Below are 21576 nucleotides of genomic sequence, written 5' to 3'. Positions count from 1 at the left end.
AGTTGTCTTCTTAGAGATGCATTTAACTTCGTCCTTCACGCCACTTCCATGCTCGAATCATAAAGTCGCACAGGATCCCGAACAGAATGGAGATGATGATATTGTGCAATATGCTTGTGAAAACAAACCAATCTTCATTGCCGATCGTCTTCGTAAGCAGTGCTCCGCTCAGCACTTGGCTGATGACAAGCACGAAAACGATAAATATCGAACTGCGAAGCGCCTGATTGCCGCTTGCTACGCGCTTCACATGCATCATTAACCAGGTAATCAAAATAAACAGTACGGCGGCAGCAACACGGTGAATGAAGACGTAACTTGTGGCGCCTTGCATATCGGGAATAAGGTCGCCGTTGCAGAGCGGCCAGCCTATGCATCCGCCCGCTGAATCGGTGTGCCGGATAAAGGCACCTAAGTAAATAACGGCATAGCTATAGATCAGAATAGCTAATGACAAGTAAAACACGGATTGGGGTACAGGAGCAGCAGGCTTGTCCGTTAGCTCGCCTCTCTTCATCCTGCCGGTCCATAGGAGAAGCAGCAGCGTAAACATGAAGGCCATAATAGAGAACCCAAAGTGAAGGGCCAGTACGGCAGGCGTTGTCGGCCATACAACCGCAGCAGCGCCGAGCAAAGCCTGCAACAACGTGAAGAATCCTGAGCCTGACGCGTAAATAATCGGCTCTTTGTAATTGCGGTACCACTTCAGCGTTGCAATAAATGTCGCAAGCACAAGCAGGCCGATGCCTCCGCTAATCAATCGGTGCGAATACTCGATTAACGATTCCAGCGTATACGCCGGTATAAATTTGCCGTTACATAGCGGCCAATCCGTTCCACAGCCGCGACCGGAGTCTGTATTCGTCACAAGCGCACCGGCAATCAACACTAAAAACATCCCTATGCACGTTACAATCGCAAGTGCACGATATCGGTTAGAATTCAACATATCCACCTAACTTCCGGAAAGAATCACCTCAATTATAACGAACTATGTAGGCAAATACCATGTTCAAACTGTGAACACAGACAGCCCTTAGCTCGAGACAGAAATGCCCGCTCTGCGCCAATTCGGACACATTGCGGGCTTCCCTGACCCTGGTATTCGTTATGTGCTTGGAAGTGCTTCCGCCACTTGCACGGCCCGATCCAGAAACTGCTCAATTTCCTCCCGTGACTTGCGCAGCTTGTTGACGAAACGAACAAGCTCCTGGCCTTTCTTGAACGCGATAAAGCTTGGAATGCCAAGAATGTTCAATTCGCTGCACAGATCCGGCAAATCGTCGCGATCGATTTGCAGAAACTGAATGCGATCTCCATAGCTGCTTTCGATATCAGGCATGAAGGGCTCGATATAATGGCAATCCTTGCACCAGGTCGTCTTGAAAACCGCTACCGTTACGAGATCCTCGCGATTTACGGCATCTCGGAATGCTTGTTCAGTTGTAATCATCTGCATGATAATGTTGTACTCCTTTCAATGTTCAGGCTTTGCTTAAGGCTCGCGTGAAATGACCAGATAGTCATCCTCGTAATCGTCGGTATTCCATTGCAGCGTTCCGCCGAACGCCTTCACGAAATCGCGAGCCGGTACATAAGTGACACCATTAATGACCGTAGGCGGGAAGCTCCAATTGACGGTCTTTCCGTTTAGTTTAACATTATTGCTGCCGGTTCTCATCCCAAGCCTAGAACCGGTCGCATCATCGTATACGACTAGTGTGCCTGCTTCCTTCCGAATAGTTGCATGAAAGCCGTTAACAGTTCGGCGAAGCGGAATCAGCGTTATGCCGTCAGGCGTAATAATCGGCGGAGTTGCACTGTATGCCGCATACATTGTAATCGCTTGTTTACTAATATGCGCTTGGTCCCGAAGCAAGCTGTATAAGACGGAATCCGGCTCGAGCGTGCGAAGAACTTCGTAACCCTCCATCCCCATCAATTGCTCGCCATCGATCGCAAGACGCGGAGCTGTCGGTTGATCCGGCGTCACGCTGCCGTTCACATTCCAGCGATCGCTCGTCACTTTGAGCCAGATGCCTTCAATCGGTGAGGAGCCTTCCAGCTCTCCTATTCCTATATGAACGTCATCAAATTCTTCCTCACCAACAACAGCCACAGCTGCTTGATCTGCAGCTGCAGCTTCCTTATCTGCCAAAGCATCCAGCGCTGCCAGATCCGGTTTGATCGAAGCCTCGATCACCGACTTGCGAATATCAAGCTTGCTGTCGATAAACAGATCGCCTTTCACATACGTGTCTTTGGTAAAGATCTGATTAAGCTCCTCTTGACTATTCAGCTCTGTCTCAGCGATTCCGTCCTTCAGCTCTGTGAGCATTTCCACAACGCTGTCGGTCGCTTCCTCTATGCTCTCCCCATCGATCTCTTCTTCAGGCAGCGAACCGAATATGCTCTCTGCACCGGTAGATTGCAGGGCTTCGCTCTGGCTCTGAACCAGATCGAGCAATTGGGTGAGCATGTCTTTCAGTCCATCCTTATCGCTGAGAAGCGCATCTACGTAGGATTGCGCCCAATCCCACAGCTCTATTCCCGTCAGCTCCGCATGAATTTTCATCCCGCTAACGGTTTCGCCGGCTACTTGCTCTTGCCCGACATTGACGGACAAGTGCTTCGGATTCGGCAAATTATGAATCGCATAATCGCCCGCGACATCCATCATCTGCTTGGCGGTTTCCGTCAGCTTAGCTTCTGTGGCATCGTTAAGCCCCCCTGATCCGCCTTCTTCCTCCGAACCAATCAGACTAGCCATATGTAAGACAATCGGGCGTTTCGCCCCTTCAAGGTCAATGACAGTCAGCTTGTCATCCATCTGAGCGTTAAACGCAATGGATTTCTCGCCAAGCGACAGCTTGCCCTTAACGGACATGGCACCGGCCTGCGCGACCATCACATGATCAAGCTCAAGCTTGACCGATGATATCAAATCGAGCACTGCCTTCTCTTCATCTGTAGCATCAGCAAGCGCATTATCCTTCAACAGCAGCTTGAATTCCACGGACTGGCTGCCTTCATACGAGGTAACCTTCAGCGACTGCTTCAGCATCGCATTGAAGTCTACGCCGCCGAGTGCCTGACATCCGGCCATCACCAATACAAGAAGGGATAAGAGCAATAAGCATGAATTCCTCCAGAACCTAGGCCACTTTTTCAATAAAAAAACTCCTCTCCAGCGGTAAAAAGACTAAGGTCCATTTTACCATGAAGAGGAATTTGTGGGAATAACAATCCAGTAAGTTAAGAGCGCGCCGCAACTCGCATCAGCGGATTCAGCAGCTTGCGCAGCGGACCTGGGAACTGCCGGACATCTTCGGCCTTCACGACACGAAGCAGCACAAGCAGCGCGACATAAAGTCCGAACGAGATACCTCCTGCAGCGATACAGGATATCAGGAAGGTCAGCTTAGCCGGGATCCCGCTAATATAGTGTCTGCATATATAATCGATAAGCCAGCCTGCGCCGGATGCCACCACGATTGTAATGGCATAGCCGACCCAACGCCGTCCGAGGATGGACAGCGAAATTTCCTTGCGAATGGCGCGGAAATTGAGCGAAGCAATCGTCATAAAGCAAATCGTCGATGAGAGGATCAGACCGTAAACGCCCAAGAACGGCGCCAGAGCGAGACTCGTCACAACCTTCACGACAATTCCGATCAGAGCATGCCGCATCGGCATATGCGGCTTGTTCATGCTGGTTAGAACGGTATTGCTCGTCATCATCGTAATTTGGAAAATCGTTCCGCCCGTCAATGCAGCAATAGCCAAACTACCGCCCGTATTGGCGAAGAGCAAACCATTAATCGACGTAGCGGCAATCGTCATAATGAGCGCAACCGGTACGCCGGTAAAGACAACGATGCGCATGACAAGCGAGGCTTGACGCTCTACCTCTGTCATATTACGCACGGAGTAAGCGGCGGATATAACCGGAATCATCGATTGACTGAGTGCGATCGCCAGAATCGGTGGAATGCCCGCCAAAGCTTGCGCCTTTAACCCAAGCCAGTCGAGCGTTTGGCGCGCATCAACAGCATTGTAATACCCATGCGTCAGCTTCATGAAGAGCGACGTATCAAAGAAATAAATAAATTGCACGGTCATCGAGGTAATGACGATCGGCACCGATATTCGGAACATTTCCTTATAAATCGTCTTGAAAGACAGAGGTGCACGCCCCGTCTTAGCAGCCGATTTCGTCTCCGCCACCGGAGCCGCGGCTTTCTCCAGCGCATCATGTCTGCGCAGCTTCCTGGCGTAGAATAACATCACGCAGAAAGCGCCGACACTCCCGAACACGCTGCCGAAGGTCGCAGCGGCCGCGATCCAGCTCTGTCCCCAGCCCCAAGCAAGTACGATATAAGCTAAGCCTACCGCTGTAATAACACGGAGAATTTGCTCAATGATCTGAGAGATGCCTCCGGCTGCCATAAGCTGACGACCTTGGAAGTATCCTCTCATCATCGCAATGATCGGGAAGAACAGCAGCGCTGGCGCAATGGCCCGGACGGCCAAATCAGCGCCGGGGTTCTCAGCGATATGCGTCGCATAGAAGGGAGCAAATATAAGCAGCAGAATCGTGATGACCACACCGGTGATGGAACCGAATAAGAGCGCCGCTTTGTAAATCCGCTTCGCTTCATCGGGACGGCCCTGTGCATAACGCTCAGAGACCATTTTGCTAATTGCGCTTGGGATGCCACCGGTTGCTACGATAAGAAGCATTAAATAAATATTATTAGCGACGGTAAAATAACCGCCGCCATTACTGTCTGTCATATAGTCCAGCGGAATGCGCTGGAAGATCCCGAGAAACCGGGCGACCAGCGCTGCCGCTGCGAGTATGATTGTTCCTTTAATTAAAGAATCCTTTTTAACCATTGGTTCTCCTGACCACGAGCTTTATTTCGCTTTGATGACTTCAAGCGGTTGATGGTGACCACGAACCGGTGCAGCCGCATTGGATGGAGCCGCCCAGCGGATACCGTTCTTAATCACTTGAAGGATCGTTTCGTTGTAATAAGTCGGGTACGTCTCGTGACCAGGGCGGAAGTAGAATACTTTACCTTGGCCGCGGTGCCAAGTGCAGCCGCTGCGGAAGACTTCGCCGCCTTCGAACCAGCTGACGAATACGAGATCATCCGGCTGCGGAATGTCGAAGTGTTCGCCGTACATTTCTTCGCGCTCCATCTCGAAATACTCCGGAATGCCTGCTGCGATCGGATGAGCCGGGTTAACGGTCCAGATCCGCTCTTTCTCGTCGGCTTCGCGCCATTTCAGGTCGCAGCCAGTGCCCATGAGCTTCTTGAAGATCTTAGAGAAGTGACCGGAATGAAGCACGATCAGACCCATGCCATTCATAACGCGTTTATGTACACGCTCAACGATCTCATCTTCCACTTTATCGTGAGCCATGTGGCCCCACCAGATCAGAACGTCCGTATTCGCAAGCACTTCTTCCGACAAGCCGTGCTCCGGCTGTTCCAATGTAGCTGTTGCAACTTCGAAACCATCTGTACCGATACCTGCTTTAATAGCTTGGTGAATCCCGTCCGGATAAACCTTAATGACCGCTTCGTTCGTTTTCTCATGCATAAACTCGTTCCATACCGTTACTTTAATCAACTTCGTGCGCCTCCTCAAATTAGATCCAAATGATAAAAATAATAATCATAGCCGCTTGCATAATAAATTTGGCGACCATGCTGGAGAACAACCCAACTACCGCACCAAGCCCTGCTTTGAGGGCCTTGTCCACTTTCGCGCCGGTAAACAGCTCACCGATTACCGCGCCAAGCAGCGGTCCAAGAATGATACCGAAGGCAGGAATGACGAACGGTCCGATAATCAGTCCGATCGTGCTGCCAATCACCGAGGCCCTGGAGCCTCCATACTTCTTGACGCCCCACGCACTGACGGCATAGTCCGCTATGAACAGCGCAACAACAATGAGCGATTGGATCGTCCAGAACCAGAAGCCAAACGGAGAGAACGAGATAAAGAAGCCATAGACGAAGAATGCCGCGTAGATCGCAAGCGCACCCGGCAGAATCGGATAAATGGCTCCGGCCATACCAATTACAAACAAGATGATGACTAAGATCCAACCGGCGATCTCCATGCTGTACTCATCCTCTCAGCACATAGTCCTGAATCACTCGCGCAACCGCATCCTCGTTGTGATGCACCGTGACGACATCCGCCGCGGCCTTCACTTCATCCTGCGCATTGCCCATCGCAACGCCTAGGCCGACGGCGCGGATCATCGCGATATCGTTCAAGCTGTCGCCCATTGCGGCAACCTCCGACATGTCGATGCCTAGCAGCGTGCACAGCTCGCGAATAGCCGAAGCCTTGGATACGCCTTCCGGATTCATCTCCAAATTCCACGGCGAAGAATTCGTAATTTCCAGCCCGCCCCAGCTTGAAGTCTCTCTCAGAATCGCTTCGCGCGTTGCCGCATCCTCGGTGTGATAACCGAATTTCAGCCAATGATGATTCTCGTAGTCGCCGGCAGGCTCGATCCACTGTTCCTTATTGTAGATCCCCATCGTGGAATAAGCCCAGTACCAGCATTCCGGATACTTCAATGCTTCCTTGTGGAGCCTCTTCAATGTGGATGCCGACATCAATGTGCGCTTGTGAAGCACATGCGGACGCTTCCAAATTTCTCCACCGTTCACCGTGATCATCGGCGTATCCAGCTTCAACTGCTCTGCATAAGGCAGTGCGCTCGGAAAGCCTCGTCCGGTCGCGAAACAAACGGTTACGCCGGCATCCAGCGCTCGGTGAATCCACTTCGCATTTTCACTGCTAATCTCTTGCCGATCGTTAAGCAATGTTCCATCCATATCGAGTGCGACTAGCTTGATTGTTCCCATGAAGCCCTCCCTATAAAGCGAACTGCAGATGCTGCAACCGATCAATGTACCAATTCTAGCACACTCTGAACAGAATCCAAACCTGCTCCATGAACGTCCGCGGCAATCGCGCCTAGTTACTTTTCTAATTATAGTGAGTCCTGCACGTAAACGCGTTATTCAATCTTGTGCTTTTTGTGTTCCATCTTGCTCTTATACCCCTAGAAGTGTACCGGTAAGAAATAAAATAGCGTACAGCAGGCGGCGAAGGGCGGCGTGCTTCTTGGAACGGCGCATATGGATCCCTCCTTGCGGTAGTGGATGGCATCCTTTCATGTTTTATCTTATGCAAAAATGTTTCTCATGTGCAACTTATCGGTTCTCATAAAAAAGGAGCTGCCCCTAAGCCAATTTGACTTCGGGACAACTCCATATAAAACTGTATGCTACTCTTATTGTGTCGCTGTATCCGTCTTGCCGTTCCCTGTTGTCGTGCCGGCCGGCGTTCCGGTGGTGCCTGTTGTCCCGTTCGTCGGAGGCGTCACCGGAGTCTTCGGCTTCTTCGGCACGCCATTCAGACCGATGGCATCGTCGTACGCATCGAGAATCTTGCGCGCAACAGGCGCGGCTCCATACGAGCCAAAGCCGCCTTCCGGAATAACGACCGCTACCGCAATGACTGGGTCTTCCGCTGGAGCCGACGCGATAAATACAGAGTTCTCAACGGTTGCTCCACTAACTTGCTGCTGTGAAGTACCGGTTTTGCGGAGCACCTTGTAAGGTGCGTTGTTGAACTCCGTTACGCTAACATTCAACATCCCGTCCTCGATCTCATCCCAATATTTCTCCGGGAAATTAACGGTATTGAGCACCTCAGGCTGAAAGCCCTGCACAACCTTGCCATCCGCATCGCGGATTTCCTTCACGAACTGCGGCTTCATTCGTTTGCCGTGACTGGCAAGCGTTGCTGCATATTGGGCAAGCTGCAGCGTCGTATATCGTCCCATCTGGCCGAAAGAAGCCAGAATTAACGCAGACTGCACGCTGGCTGCTTCTTTCTCATGGAAGTACCCGATAACGCCTTTGCTCTCGTTATGAAGTCCGCTCTCGGTATTTACGCCAAGGCCGAATTGTTTCACATAGGAATCCCAGATCTCAACGCCGTTCTTCGGCTCTTTTCTGTAAAGCGCATCCCCGACCATCTTGGCCATGAAGGGGTTGGAGGATTTCGCGATGGCTTTGGCCGGATCGAGCACACCGTACACATGCCCTTTGGCATTCCCGATTCTGCGGCGGGTACTGCCCTCTCGACCGTAGAAGAACGAACCGGTATCCGTATACGTTTGCGTCGTCGTGAACAGCTTCTCGTTTAGCCCGATCAGGATAGACAACGGCTTCTGCGTCGAGCCCAGGAAGACTACCGAGGATGGATGTTTACGCTGCTCCTTCGGATCGCTGTAAGGACCGATTACCGAGCTGATCGTACCATTCTGCAGCACATACTGGATGCTGTCATAATCATCCTTGCTGATCGTGCCGCCTTCCCAGATGTTCGGATTGTAATCCGGCATACTGGCCATCGCGATGATTTTGCCGGTCTTCACTTCCATCGCTACCGCGTAGCCGGTCTTCGCATTTTTCTCATGGCGATCGGGATCCGAGGTCGTTTGCAGGAAATGAAGCTGATCCATAATCGCTTGTTCCGTAACTTCCTGCACATGACGATTAATGGTCAAATATACGTTATCGCCTTTATCCGGCTTCGTAATGACCGGCGGCCCAATCACTCGGCTTGCGGCGTTCACCGGATACGTCTTCAAGCCGTTCTTGCCTCGCAGCACATCCTGGAACATATACTCCAGGCCGTCGTAGCCGACATCCTCTTGCTGCAAATATTTTAGGCGAGGATCATCGGTTTTGGCCCGATCCTTGTACAGATTATTCTCGGCACCGCCGCCGAATTTCTTCAAGTAACCGACCAATTGGACGGCAAACTGGCTCGTATCGTAATGACGAATGCTTTCCTCTACGATATCGATTCCCTGAAACAAATCGCGGTTCTCCATGAAGTAGGCGATCTCCTGCTGAGTCAGCCCGCTCTTGATGCGTCTAGGGACGGTCACCGTATTTTTCTTATAATCCAGATCCATGTTTTTGATAATTTGCTCTAATGTCACAGCAGTCTTCGGATTTCCGTATTTCTGAAAAACTTCAAACAGCTTCTCGGCAATAGCGATAGAATCTGCCTTCTTCATACCCGGCTCTATGCTGTAATGCAGCGACTGGGTCGAAGTCGAATAGGCAATCGGCGCACCGCCCGAGTCATAGATATTACCGCGAATCGGCGGGATCAGGACATCCTTCGAGCCCCGTTTCTCTTCTTCCTCACGCAGAGAGGGCCCATCAACAAACTGCAAAATTGCTAGCCGAACAATAAGAATACTGAAAACAGCAAACGTAGCAAAAAAGAATAAGTTCAACCGAAACGAAAAATTTCGCCGGTTCACAATCTCCCGCTTCTGCGGATCATCCTGCACCACTGTAAATCTCCTTTCTACACGGTCAAGTTTCCCTTATATGCGTGCTCGAGAACCCAGCCGGGTTAAACCAGTCGCCTGAGGAGGCCCATGTTGCGTCAAGCGGAATCCAAGCACCGCTGCTTGCCAAACGCACCTCATTCCAAGCATGGGGTCCATAGCTGCCGTTGCCTGTTGCGCCGAGTCCCGTAACGACACGCACATCAAGCCCGACTGAACGAGCCATCACCGCATACAATCTAGCCACATCTATACAGACGCCTTTTCGGGTATCAAAAGTTTCAGTTGGCGTTTGTTCTTTCCAAACACCGTGCTCTACATAATTATTGGCTTTATCCCAGTCATATGCAATACGTGAACCGATCCAATCATAGAGTGCCCGCGCCTTCGCCTCGTCATCATCGGATTGTTTCGTCACTTCTGCCGCAGCAGCCTCGATGTTGGCAGGGACCGCTGCATCAATTACCTCATACTTGCGCTGCAGCACACGGCGAAACTCCGCCTGAACCGCATCGGTAATGACCGGTCCGCGCTTCAGCACATCGCCGGCAACCGGGTCCAGCAGCTCTGCAGCCGTCTTCGCATAGATCGCAGACGCTCGAATGGCATCCGCCCCAAGTGCATGTGGAGCAAGTGTAACATACACAAACAGTACGGCAATTACGAGAAAAGCTCGTCCACCGCCCAGCAGTGCGCCGATTAATGCCCCTGTTGTCCTGCTGGCAGTTCCGGAGAGCTTGCCGTATGCGGAAGCCCGGCCCCGCCGAATCACCTGATCCGCCTGGTTCGCCGGCCGCATCACCGCATCATAGAGCATGTAACATAGCGGCTCCAGCAACCGAAGCAAGTATCGAACGAACGTGTACAAGATCAGAAACAGCACGCCGAACCGAAGCAGTTCAAAGTCGCGCAGGCTGGTCACGACCGTGTACCATAACTCTTTCCCCGCACTGAGCTCTTCCTGCGGCACGACGATGTGTCTGCCTTCCAGCCAATCACGGATTACCGGCGATAGCCGCGATGCTCCTTTACCGGCAAGCACGAGCGCAATCACGACCGAAACCGCTTGCCAAATAAAAAAGAAAAGGTGCTTCGCGGATCCCGACGCACCTCTTCTCATGCCTTGAATGAATGAGCCAAGCAGGATAATCAGCACCATGAGCGCAACCGGTTCCGGTTTCAATAAGGGAGCGACCCAAGCATTCATGATGAAGCCTCCTTCCATCGCCTAAACGTAGACTTGTCCATAAACTTGCCTTCGACTAGACTAGACGTTCTTCTTTGCTTGATCAATTAAGGACTGGATTGTCGCATCAATCTTCCAAGTGCCTAGCGGCGTACCCCGGAAGGTCACTTTCACTTCTTTCTGGCCAGGCGTTCCGTCCAGCGCTAAGTTCTTGGTTTTCACCGTAAACGTACCGTCGCTGTTCGTTGTAAATGTAGCATCCTGCGCTTCGCCGGCCATCGCAGAGATTGCCTCTTGCTTCACGCTGTCCGCAACCTTCGTGCCGAGCTCGGATCCGAGATTCTTCAATTCTTCAAGCGAATGTCCGCTATAGAATACGACGCCTGCAAGAATAGCCACTACGATAAGCCATTTCACGACCGTCTTAACGATACGAACGACGATGAACAGCACAACCAGCGCGATAACCAGAAACAGCCATTTGTCCTTGAAGAATTGTACGTACGTGTCCAAATCATAGTTAAAATCCAAGCCCATCGATTGGTCTCCTCCATTATACCTGCCAAAAAGTCTACATACAAAACATTATAACCCATGACCCTACCACCGTAAACCAACTGAACGCCGTGAGACATATCACGGCCTGGCCAAGCGTACAAGTAGTAACATACTGTCCACACTGATATCGCTGCGCGCTTATGCAAATCCGAAGGAGGATTCCCGTGAAAACTGCGATTTGGCTGTATTTGTTTCTGTTTGTGGCATTCTTTGATTTACATGCCCAGTATCCCATCTTGACCCCGTTTGCCGTCTCGCTCGGCGCGGCACCGTCCTTTATCGGGCTGATGATGGGACTTTACTCCATCACCCATCTGCCGGGCAATCTCATAGCCGGTTATGGGGTCGACCGTTACGGCAGCCGACTCTTCATCGTCTTCAGCCTGGCTGCAGCCGGCGGCATCCTGCTGCTGCAAGCCATGGTGACGAATCCATGGCAGCTGCTTGTGCTTCGTTCTATCAGTGGATTTGTACTCGCCTTTCTGTCGCCTGCTTGTATGTCGCTGCTCGCACGCATTGCTACAAGCCAAATCCGGCAGCGCAAGCTCATGGCCGGCAATGGCCTTGTGCACACCGTCGCATCGGTAATCTCGCCCGCAGTCGGCGCTTATCTCGTGGCCCAGATTGGGTTCACGACGGCTTTCACCGTGCTCGGCTGGATTCTCATCGCGACAGCTGCTTGCGCCATGTTCTTTATCCGCGAATTAGCCCCGCTGAAGGCTACTACGCCTGACTCCACAGCGCTGGCAACGCAAGCGAATGCTGAGGCGCTTGGCATGCGGGGAGCCACGAAGGAGGAGCCGGCGCCTCCCATACCATGGCTGATCTTCGTGCTGCCGATTGCGATGAGCTGCGCCCAAGGCATCCTTTCCTTCGAGCTGCCGCTCATGTCAACGACGAAGGAAGGGATGATGACAACGGGGCTCTTGTTCTCCATCGTCAGCCTTGGCGCACTATTCACGCTCAGCATGCTTTTCCTCAACAAGCTCTCGCCGTTTCTTCGCTCGCTCTGGGGAGCCTTCATGCTGGCACTCACTTATTTCGCCATCGCAGCCGGTATCCCGCTTCCCTTCATGGTCATGCTGTTGTTCGTCGGCATGGCCAAAGGCGTCATCTTCCCGGCGCTCTCCTCGCTCCTCATCGAACGAAGCGGCGGAGCCCGGTACGGCCGGATGTTCTCGATCTTATCCATCGCCTTCTCCATCGGCGCTTTCATGGGCCCGATGCTTGCTGGGCAGTTACGCGAATTCATCTCGCCTTATTATATTGCTTTCCTCAGCCTCATGATTGCCGTTTGCGTGCTCCCCTTCTATGCTTCGCCCACCAAAGCGGGCGGATCAAGCTCCAGCGCCCATTTTTCCGGAACTGGGTAATTGCACAGGGCTGTTATCACTCAGGGGCATACATTACAGTGTGGCAAGAGGCTAGATGCTTTTCAAAGTGAAGCAGAGCCCCAAACGCCCTGTTAGACATCATGCGAAAGAGGGGTGACATTCACAATGTCTCAATTCGTAGATGCTGATCGCGGAGGACATGGCTGCCATCAAGGCGCATTTACTTCTGCTGGTTCCATCCTGGTGCTTTTCATCCTGCTCGTCATTGTAATTTGCGGCTGTGGCGGCTGGTACTAATCCACATCCCCAAATCACGGACATAAACGGCTTGCCTAACGGCAGGCCGTTTTTCGTTTTCCATGTTCGCGTAGCATATAATAAGATGGTGGAAAGAGGTGAGAACTGCGATGGATGATATCGCCATTATTGTAGAGGGCAAGAACGACAGAAGCCGGTTGCGCCGTGTGCTTGCGGAGGAGACTCCGATTTTCTGCACGATGGGCACGCCGGGCGTCAACCAAATCGAGAAGCTGCGCCGACAGGTCGGCGACCGACATGCTTACATTTTTACCGATAATGATGCATCCGGCAGACGAATCAGAGGCATGCTGCGGGATGCGTTCCCGGATGCCGACCATATCCATACACGGCGCGGGTTTCCAGGTGTAGAGAAGACGCCAGAGGAATACTTAATTGAGCAATTAGAAAAAGCGGGCCTCGAGGAATACATCGTGTATCCTGCTCAAGGCACCGCCCTATGGAGTAAAGAAGATGGATTCTAAGCATGCAATCCTATAATAGCGAAAAGCTAAACGTTCAATACGAAGATTACGAGCGTTACCGTTATAATGCTTAAGACGGTTGAAGCCAACACAGCCTGCGAAGCAAACTCCTGCTCGTTGTCGAACTCCACTGCGAGCAGCACACTGGACAGCGAGGTTGGTACGCTGGAGGATACGATGAGCGCCTTTGCCATCAGCCCATCCAGTCCAAGCATCCACACTACGGCAAACGCCAGCACCGGTCCCAGCAAGAGACGCATGCTGCACGAAATCAGCACTTCCTTCACCATGAAGCTGTGAATGGAAAACTTCATACTCCCGAGCTGCACGCCAAGCGTAACAAGCGCCGTACCGATAAAGGCGTTAGCCGAATAATCCAGCGGTACGGATAAGGCATCCGGGATCGGCACATGAAATCCTCGCATTAGAAACCCGAGCGGGATCGCATAGATGACTGGCTGCTTAAGAATCGTCCGTATAATCTCCTTGCCGCTGATGCGATGTGCGTTGACGCTGTAGATCCCGTAGGTGTTCGGCAGCAGTGCCTGCAGCATCATAATCAGCACTTGAATGGACAACGTGAACGGATTAGAGGCAAATACAAGCTCATTGAGCGGGATGCCGTAGTTCGCACTGTTATAGAACAGCACGCTGTTTCGCATCGCCCCGCGCCTTCCCCCGGCAATTCCCCGCAGCCGAATGACGGCTTCCACGCAGATGTACATAAGCCCCATAAAGATAACGAAGAACAGCAGGACGGTCATCGCCGATTGCAGCGTTACCTCCGTCGTATACAATAATTTAAAAATAATAGCCGGTGAAAACAAGTAAAAGTTCAGCTTGGATAACGTTTTGATGTCCAAAGAAAAAACCCGATGCAGCGTGATGCCTATAGCAATCATGACTGACAACGGGATAATGTTGTTCCATAATATCGATAAGAATATGGCCATGCTACTCTTCAACCAATGCGTCTATGACGTTAACAATCTTCTCCGGACTTTGCGTCTCGTCGATCGAACCCGTAAGGTACTTGCGAACAACGCCTTTTCGGTCAACGAACGTGATCGTGTCCGTATGCGTGAATAGGTTTGTTGACTCATCCTTGAGAAGTCCCAGGCCAAAGTCCTTCATCAGCTGCTTCGTCTGTTCCTCGCTGTCCTCCCGGAGGAACTTCCAGCCGCTCGCATCGATGTCAAACTTCCCCGCGAATTTCCGCATCGCCTCGGCCGTATCGCGCTTCGGATCGAAGGTGATCGACATGAATTCCACGTCTTTGCCGAAGGTTCCGTTCTCCTTCAGCTTGTCCTGCACCTGTGTCATTAGATAAGTCGTAGGCGGGCAGATGTCCGGGCAATTGGCATAGAAGAAATAAATAACCCGCACTTTGCCTTCGGAATCGTCAAGCGTGACTTCTTTTCCATCCAAATCCGTCAGTTGAAAGCTCGGTGCCTTCAAATTCTGATCCAAATTCGGCTTCGCGTCCTTCGATGAGGAGAGGTACAAGTAAACCGCCATGACCAAACATAAAGCCAGAACTGCAATTGCAAATCCGTATTTGCGAATAATAGGCATGAATCGCCCTCCTAACCGATGCCGTTCGTATCGACGATCATGACTAGAAATACGATCATCAAATAGTTAATGGAAATGATAAAATTCGTCTTCGCCCATTTGTTGTCATCCTTCGCCTTAAGACCGATCAACGTGTGAACCAGCCAGAGCACGCCGCCGAGAAGCGAAATGATCAGAAACGCATAGCCAACGTAGCCATAAGTGAAGAACAGAATGCCTGTCGGAATCAACAGCAGAATGTACGGGTTCATCTGGAGCTTCGTGCGATGAACGCCTTTGACGACCGGCAGCAGCGGGAAACCCGCCGCGCGATATTCCTCCACCCGTCTGATTGCGAGCGACCAGAAATGAGCCGGCTGCCACAGAAACAGGAGTGCAAACAACAACCATGCGCCTTCATCCACAACGCCGGTTACCGCGCAGTAGCCGATTACCGGAGGCATCGCACCTGAAACACCGCCAATGGACGTGCTCCAAGTCGAAGTGCGTTTCAGCCACATGGTGTAAATGACGACATACACGAAAAACCCAAGCAATCCAAGCCAGCCGCTAATCGGATTCACCATCGTGAACAGCACGGTAACGCCTGCAATGCCAAGTACGATCCCGTACACCAATACGTTAGTCGGACTAAGTCGATTGGTCGGAAGCGCGCGGTTCTTCGTGCGTTCCATCTTCTTGTCCAGCTCGCGATCCCAATAGTTATTAATGACACATGCCGAGGCCATCGTGAGTACCGATCCAATCAACATGTAGAGCAGCAGCAACCAATCAATATCCCATTTGGAAGCGACCCAAAAGCCGCCAAACCCCGCGAATGCATTCAATCGTACCAGGTTCGGTTTTGTCAGGGCCACATATTCTTTAAACACAGCCAGTCTCCCCGCTTCCAATGCCTATGAGTGAAAATTAACCCATCTTTTTTGTTTTAAAATCGTTCTTTATCATACCGAAAAAACAAGCTGTTGACAATGTTCGCGGTTCTTGTTCATGAATTTGACACCTTATGGAACCATTTTGCCCATATCTCAATACACTATCAATGTGGTTATTGGCCCACCTGATGGAAAGGATGTGGAACTCAGGCGATATGGCAGCTATTAAATCCAACTCCGAAGAAGTCAAACTGCTTGCAAGGCTCCTCCGCGCTGAAGCTGAAGGCGAAGGCAACCAGGGCATGTTGATGGTAGGTAATGTTGGTGTCAACCGTGTGCTCGGCAACTGCATCGACTTCAAGAACATTCGCACCATTCAACAGATGGTATACCAAAGCCCCGGGGGATTCGAAGCAACGCAGAAAGGCTATTTCTATCAAGCTGCCAGAGACAATGAGCTCGCGCTGGCCAAACGCGTCATTAACGGTGAACGCCTGTGGCCTTCTACGAACGCATTGTGGTACTTCCGTCCGGCAGGCAGTTGCCCTCCAACATGGTGGGATCAGAGGCTCGTCGGTAAATTCAAGGCACATTGCTTCTATGCTCCGAAACAGAGCGAGTGCCCGGCAGTTTATTAATGATCCTTTTAAAGTTGACAATGCGAAAGTGAGGAATTAAATCTTATGTCAAACGGTTATGGGTACAATACAGCGGTTAGTCCAGCAAATACGGGAGGGTTTCCGGGCGGAGGGTATGGCGGCTATGGCTACTACCAGCATCCGACAGCGACACCGATGCCGACACCGGTGCCAACGCCTTTCGTAGCAGGTGCTTCTATGGCTCCGCCCATGGTACCAAGCGGTTCATTCATTACACCGTCCGGCGGTAATGTCGTAACGGTTCCGGTTAGTGAAGAGTCTTATGTAGAGAATATTCTGCGGATGAACCGCGGCAAAATGGCTACCTTTTACATGACGTACGAGAACAACCGGGAATGGAACGCCAAAGTATTCCGCGGAATCATCGAAGCCGCTGGACGCGATCATATCATCATCAGCGATCCGTCGACAGGAATGCGTTACTTACTGCTTACGCTTAATCTCGATTACGTGACATTCGATGGCCCGATCAACTACGAATATACGTTTAACGGCCAAACGATTACGAATACGACGCCGGTAGCTACTCAGGTACCGGCAGGCCGCTAATCGGCTTAAAAGTCCAGGCATGGACTTTAGGGGCGCCGCCCGGCACCCACTGTGACATCTCCCGCCAAGAAGAACGCTCCCCGCAGCGTTCTTTTTTGATGTCGAGCGCTTCCTGCTCGCTAGCCGCTTCCCACATCTCAACGAAGAGCAGCGGCTGGTCGGTGCCCTCGTACAGCTTGAACGCCTCGCCATTGCCGGGCTTGTCCGCAATCCAACTACGATATAAGGCTTCACTTTCAGGTGCAATATGATACTCGACAAAGCAGATATACATGTGGTTTTCTTCCTTTCGACAGCAATGTTAATGAGCCTCGCAGAGCCCGATTCCGCGTTAACAAATATTTATTTATAATCGCCCACGATTCGGAAAATACTTAAGCGTACAAATAGAAGTATCACCGTTCTCTTATTTTTACACAAATTGTGCATTTCCACACCAAGGCATATTGAACATGAGGAGGTTCCCTGTATGGATAGCGGAACGCATTTGGTCATGGGACTTGGACTCGCAGGGCTCGCCTCTGTTGATCCGGCCGTCGCCTCTGACCAAACGCTCTATGCCGCCGTGCTGATCGGCACAGTGCTTGGTTCACAAGCTCCCGATCTCGATGGATTGCTGCGCTTCAAGAGCAACGCGGCTTACATCCGAAACCATCGCGGCGCATCACATTCCCTGCCGGCCATTGCCATCTGGTCCGCGCTGATCACCTTGCTGCTCCAATCGTTTTTTCGCTTTCAGCTTCCATGGCTCCATCTAGGGGGCTGGGTACTGCTCGCAGTCGTCGTCCATGTATTCGTAGACTTGTTCAATACGTACGGCACGCAGGCGATGCGGCCGTTCAATCAGAAATGGATTTCGTGGAACATAATTCATATTTTCGACCCGGTCATCTTCTTGGCTCATCTCATTGCGATCGTCATGTGGGGGCTTAAGATCGGTAATCCGCAAATCGTATTCCCTTTGCTCTACGCGTTCTTAATTGTCTACTATTGCTGGCGCACCGCAGCCCATTACGCACTTCAGAAGCAGCTCGTGCGCATCGATACCGTCCATGAGCCCGGTGACCGCTACATCCTGATTCCAACCATATCGCTATATGATTGGAATGTCGTGAAACGCCGCGCTGACGACTCTTTCCTAATCGGCGACTATCGGCATGGCAAGCTGCGCTGGATGGACCGGGCCAAATGCTCTAACCACCCGGCCGTTGAGAAATCGAAGAACGATCATTCCATTCGCGCTTTCCTCTACTTCACCTCCTTCGCCTGCGCCGAGGTGCAGGAGCATCCTTGGGGCTATGAAGTCCGCTGGTCGGATGTGCGATATCGTCATCGCAAGCAATATCCTTTCGTCGGGGTGCTGCTGATGGATACGGAGTTCAAAACGTTAGGCTCCTACGTCGGATGGCTAAGCGAGGATCGGCTGCAGAAGCGGCTGAGAATGAATACGTATTGACTTAGAGAAGCCTCTTCTTGCACAATAGAAGAGGCTTTTCGCTTGTACTCGTTTAGGAAGCTTATTCGAAAGAAACAATAAGAACATTTGATTCTGTAAACACACAAAGCAGAAGCTCAAGGTTGCCCTTGAGCTTCTGACTGTTACTTCTTCGGTAATTAGTTGTTGCTTAGCAGCGATCTAACGGTAGTTGGATTGACCCGATAGTTGCTGTTCAGCAATTTGGACGAGTTTACGAGTGATGTATCCGCCCAATGAACCTGCGTCTCGAGTCGAGACGTTGCCATAGTAGCCGTCTGAAGGAATTTGAATACCCAACTCTTGCGCTGCCTCAAACTTCATTTGTTGAAGCGCTGCGGTTGCTTGCGGTACGACCAGCGTATTGCTGCTACGAGATTGTTGACTTGCCATGTGGAATTTCTCCTTTCATCTCTTACGATGGTGTGTTGCAAACTTATTATGATTCGTTTGCGAGAAGAATATGCTAAAGTTCAAAAACAATTTTATAAGGTTAAGGAGAGTGCGCAAATGTCGAAGCCAATGGCTTTGTTTTTCGCGGTTTTATCGGTATTGCTCATGAGTGCGACAGCTATTTCCATTAGCTATAATGGGTGGGTTGCCGTGCTTATGTTCCTATTGACCATCTGCAGCATCGGTGCCGGGTTTGTCGTGAATGCCAAAATGAAACGCCGCAATCAAGGGTGAAGCCTCCCTTGGCTGCGGCGTTAAACTTTCTTACAATATAAGAAACTTAAGAACGAGGCAGAAGGAAGCCCATTCTCTCTTTCGCATCGCGAAGCGTCTTATCGGCAATGACGGATACACGCTCTGCACCTTGCTTGAGAATCGCATGAATTTCGCCCGAGCTGCGGATTTCCGCATAACGCTGCTGGAGCGGCTCAAGCTTTGCAACGACATGCTCTGCCAGCTCCTTCTTGAACGCGCCGTAACCTTGCCCCTCATAACGCGCTTCGATTTCATCAAGCGTAAGCCCCGCGCAGTGCGAGTAGATGCTCATCAGGTTGCTGACTTCCGGCTTCTCAGCCGGATTGAACTTCACCTCGCGGCCGGAATCGGTCGTTGCCCGGCTGATTTTCTTGCGGATCACATCAGGCGGATCAAGCAGCGCAATGTAGCTGGCCGGGTTCGGATTGCTCTTGCTCATCTTCTTCGTGCCGTCATCGAGCGACATAATGCGTGCGCCGACTTTCGGAATGTACGGCTCCGGAATGGTGAACATATCGCCGTAGCGCTGATTAAAGCGCTGCGCCAAGTCGCGCGTAAGCTCCAGATGCTGCTTCTGATCGTCGCCAACCGGAACAAGGTCTGCATTGTACATGAGAATGTCGGCAGCCATCAGCGTCGGATAAACGAACAGTCCGGCACCGACGGAGTCTTTCCCTGTTGATTTGTCTTTGAACTGTGTCATCCGTTCAAGCTCGCCCATATAAGCAAGCGTCGTAAACAACCAGCCGAGCTCCGCATGTGCAGATACATGAGATTGCGCGAATACGCTCGCCTTAGCAGGATCAATACCTGCCGCGATGAACAGTGCCGCAACCGATTCCGTTTGTTCTCTTAGAGCCGCCGGCTCTTGAGGCACCGTGATCGCATGCAAGTCTACGACCATGAAGAAACATTCATGGGTTTCCTGAAGTTTAACGAAGTTTTGAATCGCACCGATGTAGTTGCCGAGTGTCAATTGACCGCTTGGCTGGATGCCGGATAATACGCGTGGCATAGTCGGTTCCTCCCTTATGGTTGATTGGTTGTCATTCTGAAGTCGTAATGTAATGCTAAATTTGAACGCAAAAAAAGCCCTCCGCCGCAAGGGACGAGGACCGTGGTGCCACCCTAATTTGTTTACGAACTGCGTATGAGAACGCGCTTCTGCTCCGTAAACCTCAAGCTTCCTAACGCGAAGCGAAACGAAGACGCATACGGCAAGTCGCTTCGGACCGCTTTCCTCATCTCTGCTCAAGGATCCATTCGGCAGTCGGACGCATGCACCGGTTCGCACCACCCACCGGCTCTCTGAAGCATTCATTCCCCGCTTACTTATTCCTATCATTGCATTTACGTGAATTATACTCTCTCCGGATGAAATGTCAAGCGTGCTCTTCGCCTATTCTGTTCACTTAAAATTGTCTCCGGACGGCTGTCCTGCTTGGCCCACTTCGAGCATACCTTGTAACGTAGGGAAGAGCCTGGACGATCCTCCCTCGCCTTGCCGAAAGGAGACCTCGACTAGCCATGCATGATTTCCAGCATATATTCATCAGCATTATCATAGAAGCCTTCCCGTTCATCCTGCTCGGCGTCTTCTTCTCAGCACTCCTGCAGGTGTTCGTTTCCGATGCGATGATCGCCCGAATAACGCCAAACCATCCATTCGTCGGCGTTTTATTCGGCTGTTTGCTCGGGCTGCTCTTACCGTTGTGCGAATGCGGTATGATTCCCGTCGTGAGGCGGCTGATTCGCAAAGGAATGCCTCCTTACATCGGCATGGTGTTTATATTCGCCGGCCCAATCATTAATCCCATCGTATTTGCTTCTACACTGAGCGCTTTCCGCTCCGAGCCCGCCATGGCTTACTCTCGAATCGGACTTGCATTCATCGTATGTATGCTGCTTGGACTGCTCATGGTTCGTTTCATGAAACGAAGTCCGCTCAAGCTCGGCATGCATTCGTTTATTGGCGGACGCTCCGGCGAATCGGCTTACGGCCACAACTACAACTATGGCAGCTTGAACAGCGGCTTCCGCGAACGCATTCACGCTACCTTCAATCATGCCTCCGATGAGTTTTTTGATATCGGCAAATATTTGATCATCGGCGCCTTCCTAACGGCCGTAGTCCAATCCGCAGTCGATCCGAGCGTACTGCTGTCGTTCAGCGAACATCCTGCTGGAGCGAATATCTTCATGATGGGAGCCGCATTCGCATTGTCGCTTTGCTCCACCTCGGACGCTTTTGTCGCCTCGTCGTTTCATGGCATCTTGGGTCCAGGCGCGCTTCTGGGGTTTCTGGTGTTCGGCCCGATGGTAGATGTGAAGAGCTTGCTCATGCTCTTCTCCGCGTTCCGCAGCAAAGTTATTATTGCCATCAGCTTGTACCTGGTAGCTGCTGTGTGGCTCTTGTCCATCGTGACAGAGAAACTCATCTTCAGACAATAAGGAGGCGTGG

General features: G+C 51.5%; 24 protein-coding genes and 1 other annotated feature. Of the genes, 8 read left to right on the top strand and 16 right to left on the bottom strand.

The genetic code is table 11. The annotated features are described in order from the left end of the window. Nucleotides 1–22: 22 nt before the first annotated feature. The 10 genes from BLW29_RS25075 to BLW29_RS25030 form a co-directional block, all read right to left on the bottom strand. Nucleotides 23–949: a COX15/CtaA family protein gene (locus BLW29_RS25075; protein ID WP_371264789.1), complete on the bottom strand. Its 927-nt coding sequence runs from the start codon at nt 947–949 to the stop codon at nt 23–25. 159 nt (nt 950–1108) lie between these two features. After that, nucleotides 1109–1459 (bottom strand): thioredoxin family protein, encoded by a 351-nt coding sequence (locus BLW29_RS25070; RefSeq protein WP_090984761.1) that lies wholly within the window; start codon nt 1457–1459, stop codon nt 1109–1111. A 36-nt stretch (nt 1460–1495) separates the two neighbouring features. Continuing rightward, the gene (locus BLW29_RS25065; RefSeq protein WP_090984759.1) at nt 1496–3133 is read right to left on the bottom strand and encodes a copper amine oxidase N-terminal domain-containing protein; all 1638 of its coding nucleotides are present in this window, start codon (nt 3131–3133) and stop codon (nt 1496–1498) included. Between the two features lie 122 nt (nt 3134–3255). After that, nucleotides 3256–4899, bottom strand: a complete 1644-nt coding sequence (locus tag BLW29_RS25060; RefSeq protein ID WP_090984757.1) for a putative polysaccharide biosynthesis protein — start codon at nt 4897–4899, stop codon at nt 3256–3258. A 21-nt stretch (nt 4900–4920) separates the two neighbouring features. After that, nucleotides 4921–5643, bottom strand: a complete 723-nt coding sequence (locus BLW29_RS25055; protein ID WP_090984755.1) for a ThuA domain-containing protein — start codon at nt 5641–5643, stop codon at nt 4921–4923. A gap of 19 nt (nt 5644–5662) precedes the next feature. Further along, nucleotides 5663–6139 (bottom strand): DUF456 domain-containing protein, encoded by a 477-nt coding sequence (locus tag BLW29_RS25050; RefSeq protein WP_090984753.1) that lies wholly within the window; start codon nt 6137–6139, stop codon nt 5663–5665. Nucleotides 6140–6146: 7 nt separating this feature from the next. Then, nucleotides 6147–6899 (bottom strand): Cof-type HAD-IIB family hydrolase, encoded by a 753-nt coding sequence (locus BLW29_RS25045; RefSeq protein WP_090984751.1) that lies wholly within the window; start codon nt 6897–6899, stop codon nt 6147–6149. Between the two features lie 431 nt (nt 6900–7330). Beyond that, a complete protein-coding gene (locus BLW29_RS25040) occupies nt 7331–9418 on the bottom strand; it encodes a peptidoglycan D,D-transpeptidase FtsI family protein (RefSeq protein ID WP_371264788.1) in 2088 nt (695 codons plus the stop codon). A 22-nt stretch (nt 9419–9440) separates the two neighbouring features. Beyond that, entirely contained in the window at nt 9441–10622 is a 1182-nt protein-coding gene (locus BLW29_RS25035; RefSeq protein ID WP_090984749.1) for a transglutaminase-like domain-containing protein, read from the bottom strand. 60 nt (nt 10623–10682) lie between these two features. After that, the gene (locus tag BLW29_RS25030; RefSeq protein ID WP_090984747.1) at nt 10683–11138 is read right to left on the bottom strand and encodes a hypothetical protein; all 456 of its coding nucleotides are present in this window, start codon (nt 11136–11138) and stop codon (nt 10683–10685) included. Nucleotides 11139–11323: 185 nt separating this feature from the next. Here BLW29_RS25030 and BLW29_RS25025 point away from each other — a divergent pair, with 185 nt between their 5' ends. From BLW29_RS25025 to BLW29_RS25020, 3 genes are all read left to right on the top strand, one after another. Next, nucleotides 11324–12532, top strand: a complete 1209-nt coding sequence (locus BLW29_RS25025) for an MFS transporter (protein ID WP_090984745.1) — start codon at nt 11324–11326, stop codon at nt 12530–12532. A gap of 126 nt (nt 12533–12658) precedes the next feature. Further along, nucleotides 12659–12790 carry a sporulation protein YjcZ gene (locus BLW29_RS31625; RefSeq protein WP_218147134.1) on the top strand — a complete coding sequence of 44 codons (132 nt, stop codon included), beginning with the start codon at nt 12659–12661 and terminating at the stop codon, nt 12788–12790. A gap of 110 nt (nt 12791–12900) precedes the next feature. Further along, nucleotides 12901–13275 (top strand): DNA primase, encoded by a 375-nt coding sequence (locus BLW29_RS25020; protein ID WP_090984743.1) that lies wholly within the window; start codon nt 12901–12903, stop codon nt 13273–13275. A gap of 26 nt (nt 13276–13301) precedes the next feature. On the opposite strand, the gene BLW29_RS25015 is transcribed toward BLW29_RS25020, so the two are convergent. Genes BLW29_RS25015 through cyoE form a run of 3 tightly spaced genes read right to left on the bottom strand, consistent with a single transcriptional unit; the run spans nt 13302 to nt 15722 of the window. After that, nucleotides 13302–14228, bottom strand: a complete 927-nt coding sequence (locus BLW29_RS25015) for an AEC family transporter (RefSeq protein WP_090984741.1) — start codon at nt 14226–14228, stop codon at nt 13302–13304. Nucleotide 14229: 1 nt separating this feature from the next. Next, nucleotides 14230–14850, bottom strand: a complete 621-nt coding sequence (locus BLW29_RS25010; protein ID WP_090984739.1) for an SCO family protein — start codon at nt 14848–14850, stop codon at nt 14230–14232. 11 nt (nt 14851–14861) lie between these two features. Further along, a complete protein-coding gene (gene cyoE / locus BLW29_RS25005) occupies nt 14862–15722 on the bottom strand; it encodes a heme o synthase (RefSeq protein ID WP_090984737.1) in 861 nt (286 codons plus the stop codon). 218 nt (nt 15723–15940) lie between these two features. Between cyoE and BLW29_RS25000 the strand changes: the two genes are divergently transcribed. Then, entirely contained in the window at nt 15941–16363 is a 423-nt protein-coding gene (locus BLW29_RS25000) for a cell wall hydrolase (protein ID WP_090984735.1), read from the top strand. 45 nt (nt 16364–16408) lie between these two features. Further along, nucleotides 16409–16933 carry a spore coat protein GerQ gene (gerQ, locus tag BLW29_RS24995; protein ID WP_090984733.1) on the top strand — a complete coding sequence of 175 codons (525 nt, stop codon included), beginning with the start codon at nt 16409–16411 and terminating at the stop codon, nt 16931–16933. On the opposite strand, the gene BLW29_RS24990 is transcribed toward gerQ, so the two are convergent. After that, a complete protein-coding gene (locus BLW29_RS24990; protein WP_090984731.1) occupies nt 16908–17207 on the bottom strand; it encodes a hypothetical protein in 300 nt (99 codons plus the stop codon). The genes gerQ and BLW29_RS24990 overlap by 26 nt on opposite strands. Nucleotides 17208–17402: 195 nt before the next feature. Here BLW29_RS24990 and BLW29_RS24985 point away from each other — a divergent pair, with 195 nt between their 5' ends. Beyond that, nucleotides 17403–18389, top strand: coding sequence for a metal-dependent hydrolase (locus BLW29_RS24985; RefSeq protein ID WP_090984729.1), 987 nt, complete (start codon nt 17403–17405; stop codon nt 18387–18389). Nucleotides 18390–18569: 180 nt separating this feature from the next. Here BLW29_RS24985 and BLW29_RS24980 read toward each other — a convergent pair whose 3' ends face one another. Next, nucleotides 18570–18800, bottom strand: coding sequence for an alpha/beta-type small acid-soluble spore protein (locus tag BLW29_RS24980; protein WP_090984727.1), 231 nt, complete (start codon nt 18798–18800; stop codon nt 18570–18572). Nucleotides 18801–18917: 117 nt separating this feature from the next. Here BLW29_RS24980 and BLW29_RS31545 point away from each other — a divergent pair, with 117 nt between their 5' ends. Next, entirely contained in the window at nt 18918–19094 is a 177-nt protein-coding gene (locus BLW29_RS31545; protein ID WP_177186814.1) for a DUF5325 family protein, read from the top strand. Between the two features lie 46 nt (nt 19095–19140). Here the strand turns inward: BLW29_RS31545 and trpS are convergent, their stop codons facing one another. Further along, the gene (gene trpS, locus BLW29_RS24975; RefSeq protein WP_090984725.1) at nt 19141–20130 is read right to left on the bottom strand and encodes a tryptophan--tRNA ligase; all 990 of its coding nucleotides are present in this window, start codon (nt 20128–20130) and stop codon (nt 19141–19143) included. An 86-nt stretch (nt 20131–20216) separates the two neighbouring features. Further along, nucleotides 20217–20469, bottom strand: a binding site (T-box leader). A gap of 173 nt (nt 20470–20642) precedes the next feature. Between trpS and BLW29_RS24970 the strand changes: the two genes are divergently transcribed. Next, the gene (locus BLW29_RS24970; protein ID WP_090984723.1) at nt 20643–21566 is read left to right on the top strand and encodes a permease; all 924 of its coding nucleotides are present in this window, start codon (nt 20643–20645) and stop codon (nt 21564–21566) included. Nucleotides 21567–21576 lie beyond the last annotated feature (10 nt).

It is taken from the genome of Paenibacillus sp. CF384, from assembly GCF_900106745.1.
Taxonomy (GTDB): domain Bacteria; phylum Bacillota; class Bacilli; order Paenibacillales; family Paenibacillaceae; genus Paenibacillus_Z.
This window is presented reverse-complemented; position numbering and strand designations above follow the sequence as displayed.

What these genes read in the sequence shown, in the direction of transcription:
- BLW29_RS25075 (WP_371264789.1), bottom strand. Translation starts at nt 949, where the DNA reads ATGTTGAATTCTAACCGATATCGTGCACTTGCGATTGTAACGTGCATA.
- BLW29_RS25070 (WP_090984761.1), bottom strand. Translation starts at nt 1,459, where the DNA reads ATGCAGATGATTACAACTGAACAAGCATTCCGAGATGCCGTAAATCGC.
- BLW29_RS25060 (WP_090984757.1), bottom strand. Translation starts at nt 4,899, where the DNA reads ATGGTTAAAAAGGATTCTTTAATTAAAGGAACAATCATACTCGCAGCG.
- BLW29_RS25050 (WP_090984753.1), bottom strand. Translation starts at nt 6,139, where the DNA reads ATGGAGATCGCCGGTTGGATCTTAGTCATCATCTTGTTTGTAATTGGT.
- BLW29_RS25045 (WP_090984751.1), bottom strand. Translation starts at nt 6,899, where the DNA reads ATGGGAACAATCAAGCTAGTCGCACTCGATATGGATGGAACATTGCTT.
- BLW29_RS25035 (WP_090984749.1), bottom strand. Translation starts at nt 10,622, where the DNA reads ATGAATGCTTGGGTCGCTCCCTTATTGAAACCGGAACCGGTTGCGCTC.
- BLW29_RS25030 (WP_090984747.1), bottom strand. Translation starts at nt 11,138, where the DNA reads ATGGGCTTGGATTTTAACTATGATTTGGACACGTACGTACAATTCTTC.
- BLW29_RS31625 (WP_218147134.1), top strand. Translation starts at nt 12,659, where the DNA reads ATGTCTCAATTCGTAGATGCTGATCGCGGAGGACATGGCTGCCATCAA.
- BLW29_RS25020 (WP_090984743.1), top strand. Translation starts at nt 12,901, where the DNA reads ATGGATGATATCGCCATTATTGTAGAGGGCAAGAACGACAGAAGCCGG.
- BLW29_RS25015 (WP_090984741.1), bottom strand. Translation starts at nt 14,228, where the DNA reads ATGGCCATATTCTTATCGATATTATGGAACAACATTATCCCGTTGTCA.
- BLW29_RS25010 (WP_090984739.1), bottom strand. Translation starts at nt 14,850, where the DNA reads ATGCCTATTATTCGCAAATACGGATTTGCAATTGCAGTTCTGGCTTTA.
- BLW29_RS25000 (WP_090984735.1), top strand. Translation starts at nt 15,941, where the DNA reads ATGGCAGCTATTAAATCCAACTCCGAAGAAGTCAAACTGCTTGCAAGG.
- gerQ (WP_090984733.1), top strand. Translation starts at nt 16,409, where the DNA reads ATGTCAAACGGTTATGGGTACAATACAGCGGTTAGTCCAGCAAATACG.
- BLW29_RS24990 (WP_090984731.1), bottom strand. Translation starts at nt 17,207, where the DNA reads ATGTATATCTGCTTTGTCGAGTATCATATTGCACCTGAAAGTGAAGCC.
- BLW29_RS24985 (WP_090984729.1), top strand. Translation starts at nt 17,403, where the DNA reads ATGGATAGCGGAACGCATTTGGTCATGGGACTTGGACTCGCAGGGCTC.
- BLW29_RS24980 (WP_090984727.1), bottom strand. Translation starts at nt 18,800, where the DNA reads ATGGCAAGTCAACAATCTCGTAGCAGCAATACGCTGGTCGTACCGCAA.
- BLW29_RS31545 (WP_177186814.1), top strand. Translation starts at nt 18,918, where the DNA reads ATGTCGAAGCCAATGGCTTTGTTTTTCGCGGTTTTATCGGTATTGCTC.
- trpS (WP_090984725.1), bottom strand. Translation starts at nt 20,130, where the DNA reads ATGCCACGCGTATTATCCGGCATCCAGCCAAGCGGTCAATTGACACTC.
- BLW29_RS24970 (WP_090984723.1), top strand. Translation starts at nt 20,643, where the DNA reads ATGCATGATTTCCAGCATATATTCATCAGCATTATCATAGAAGCCTTC.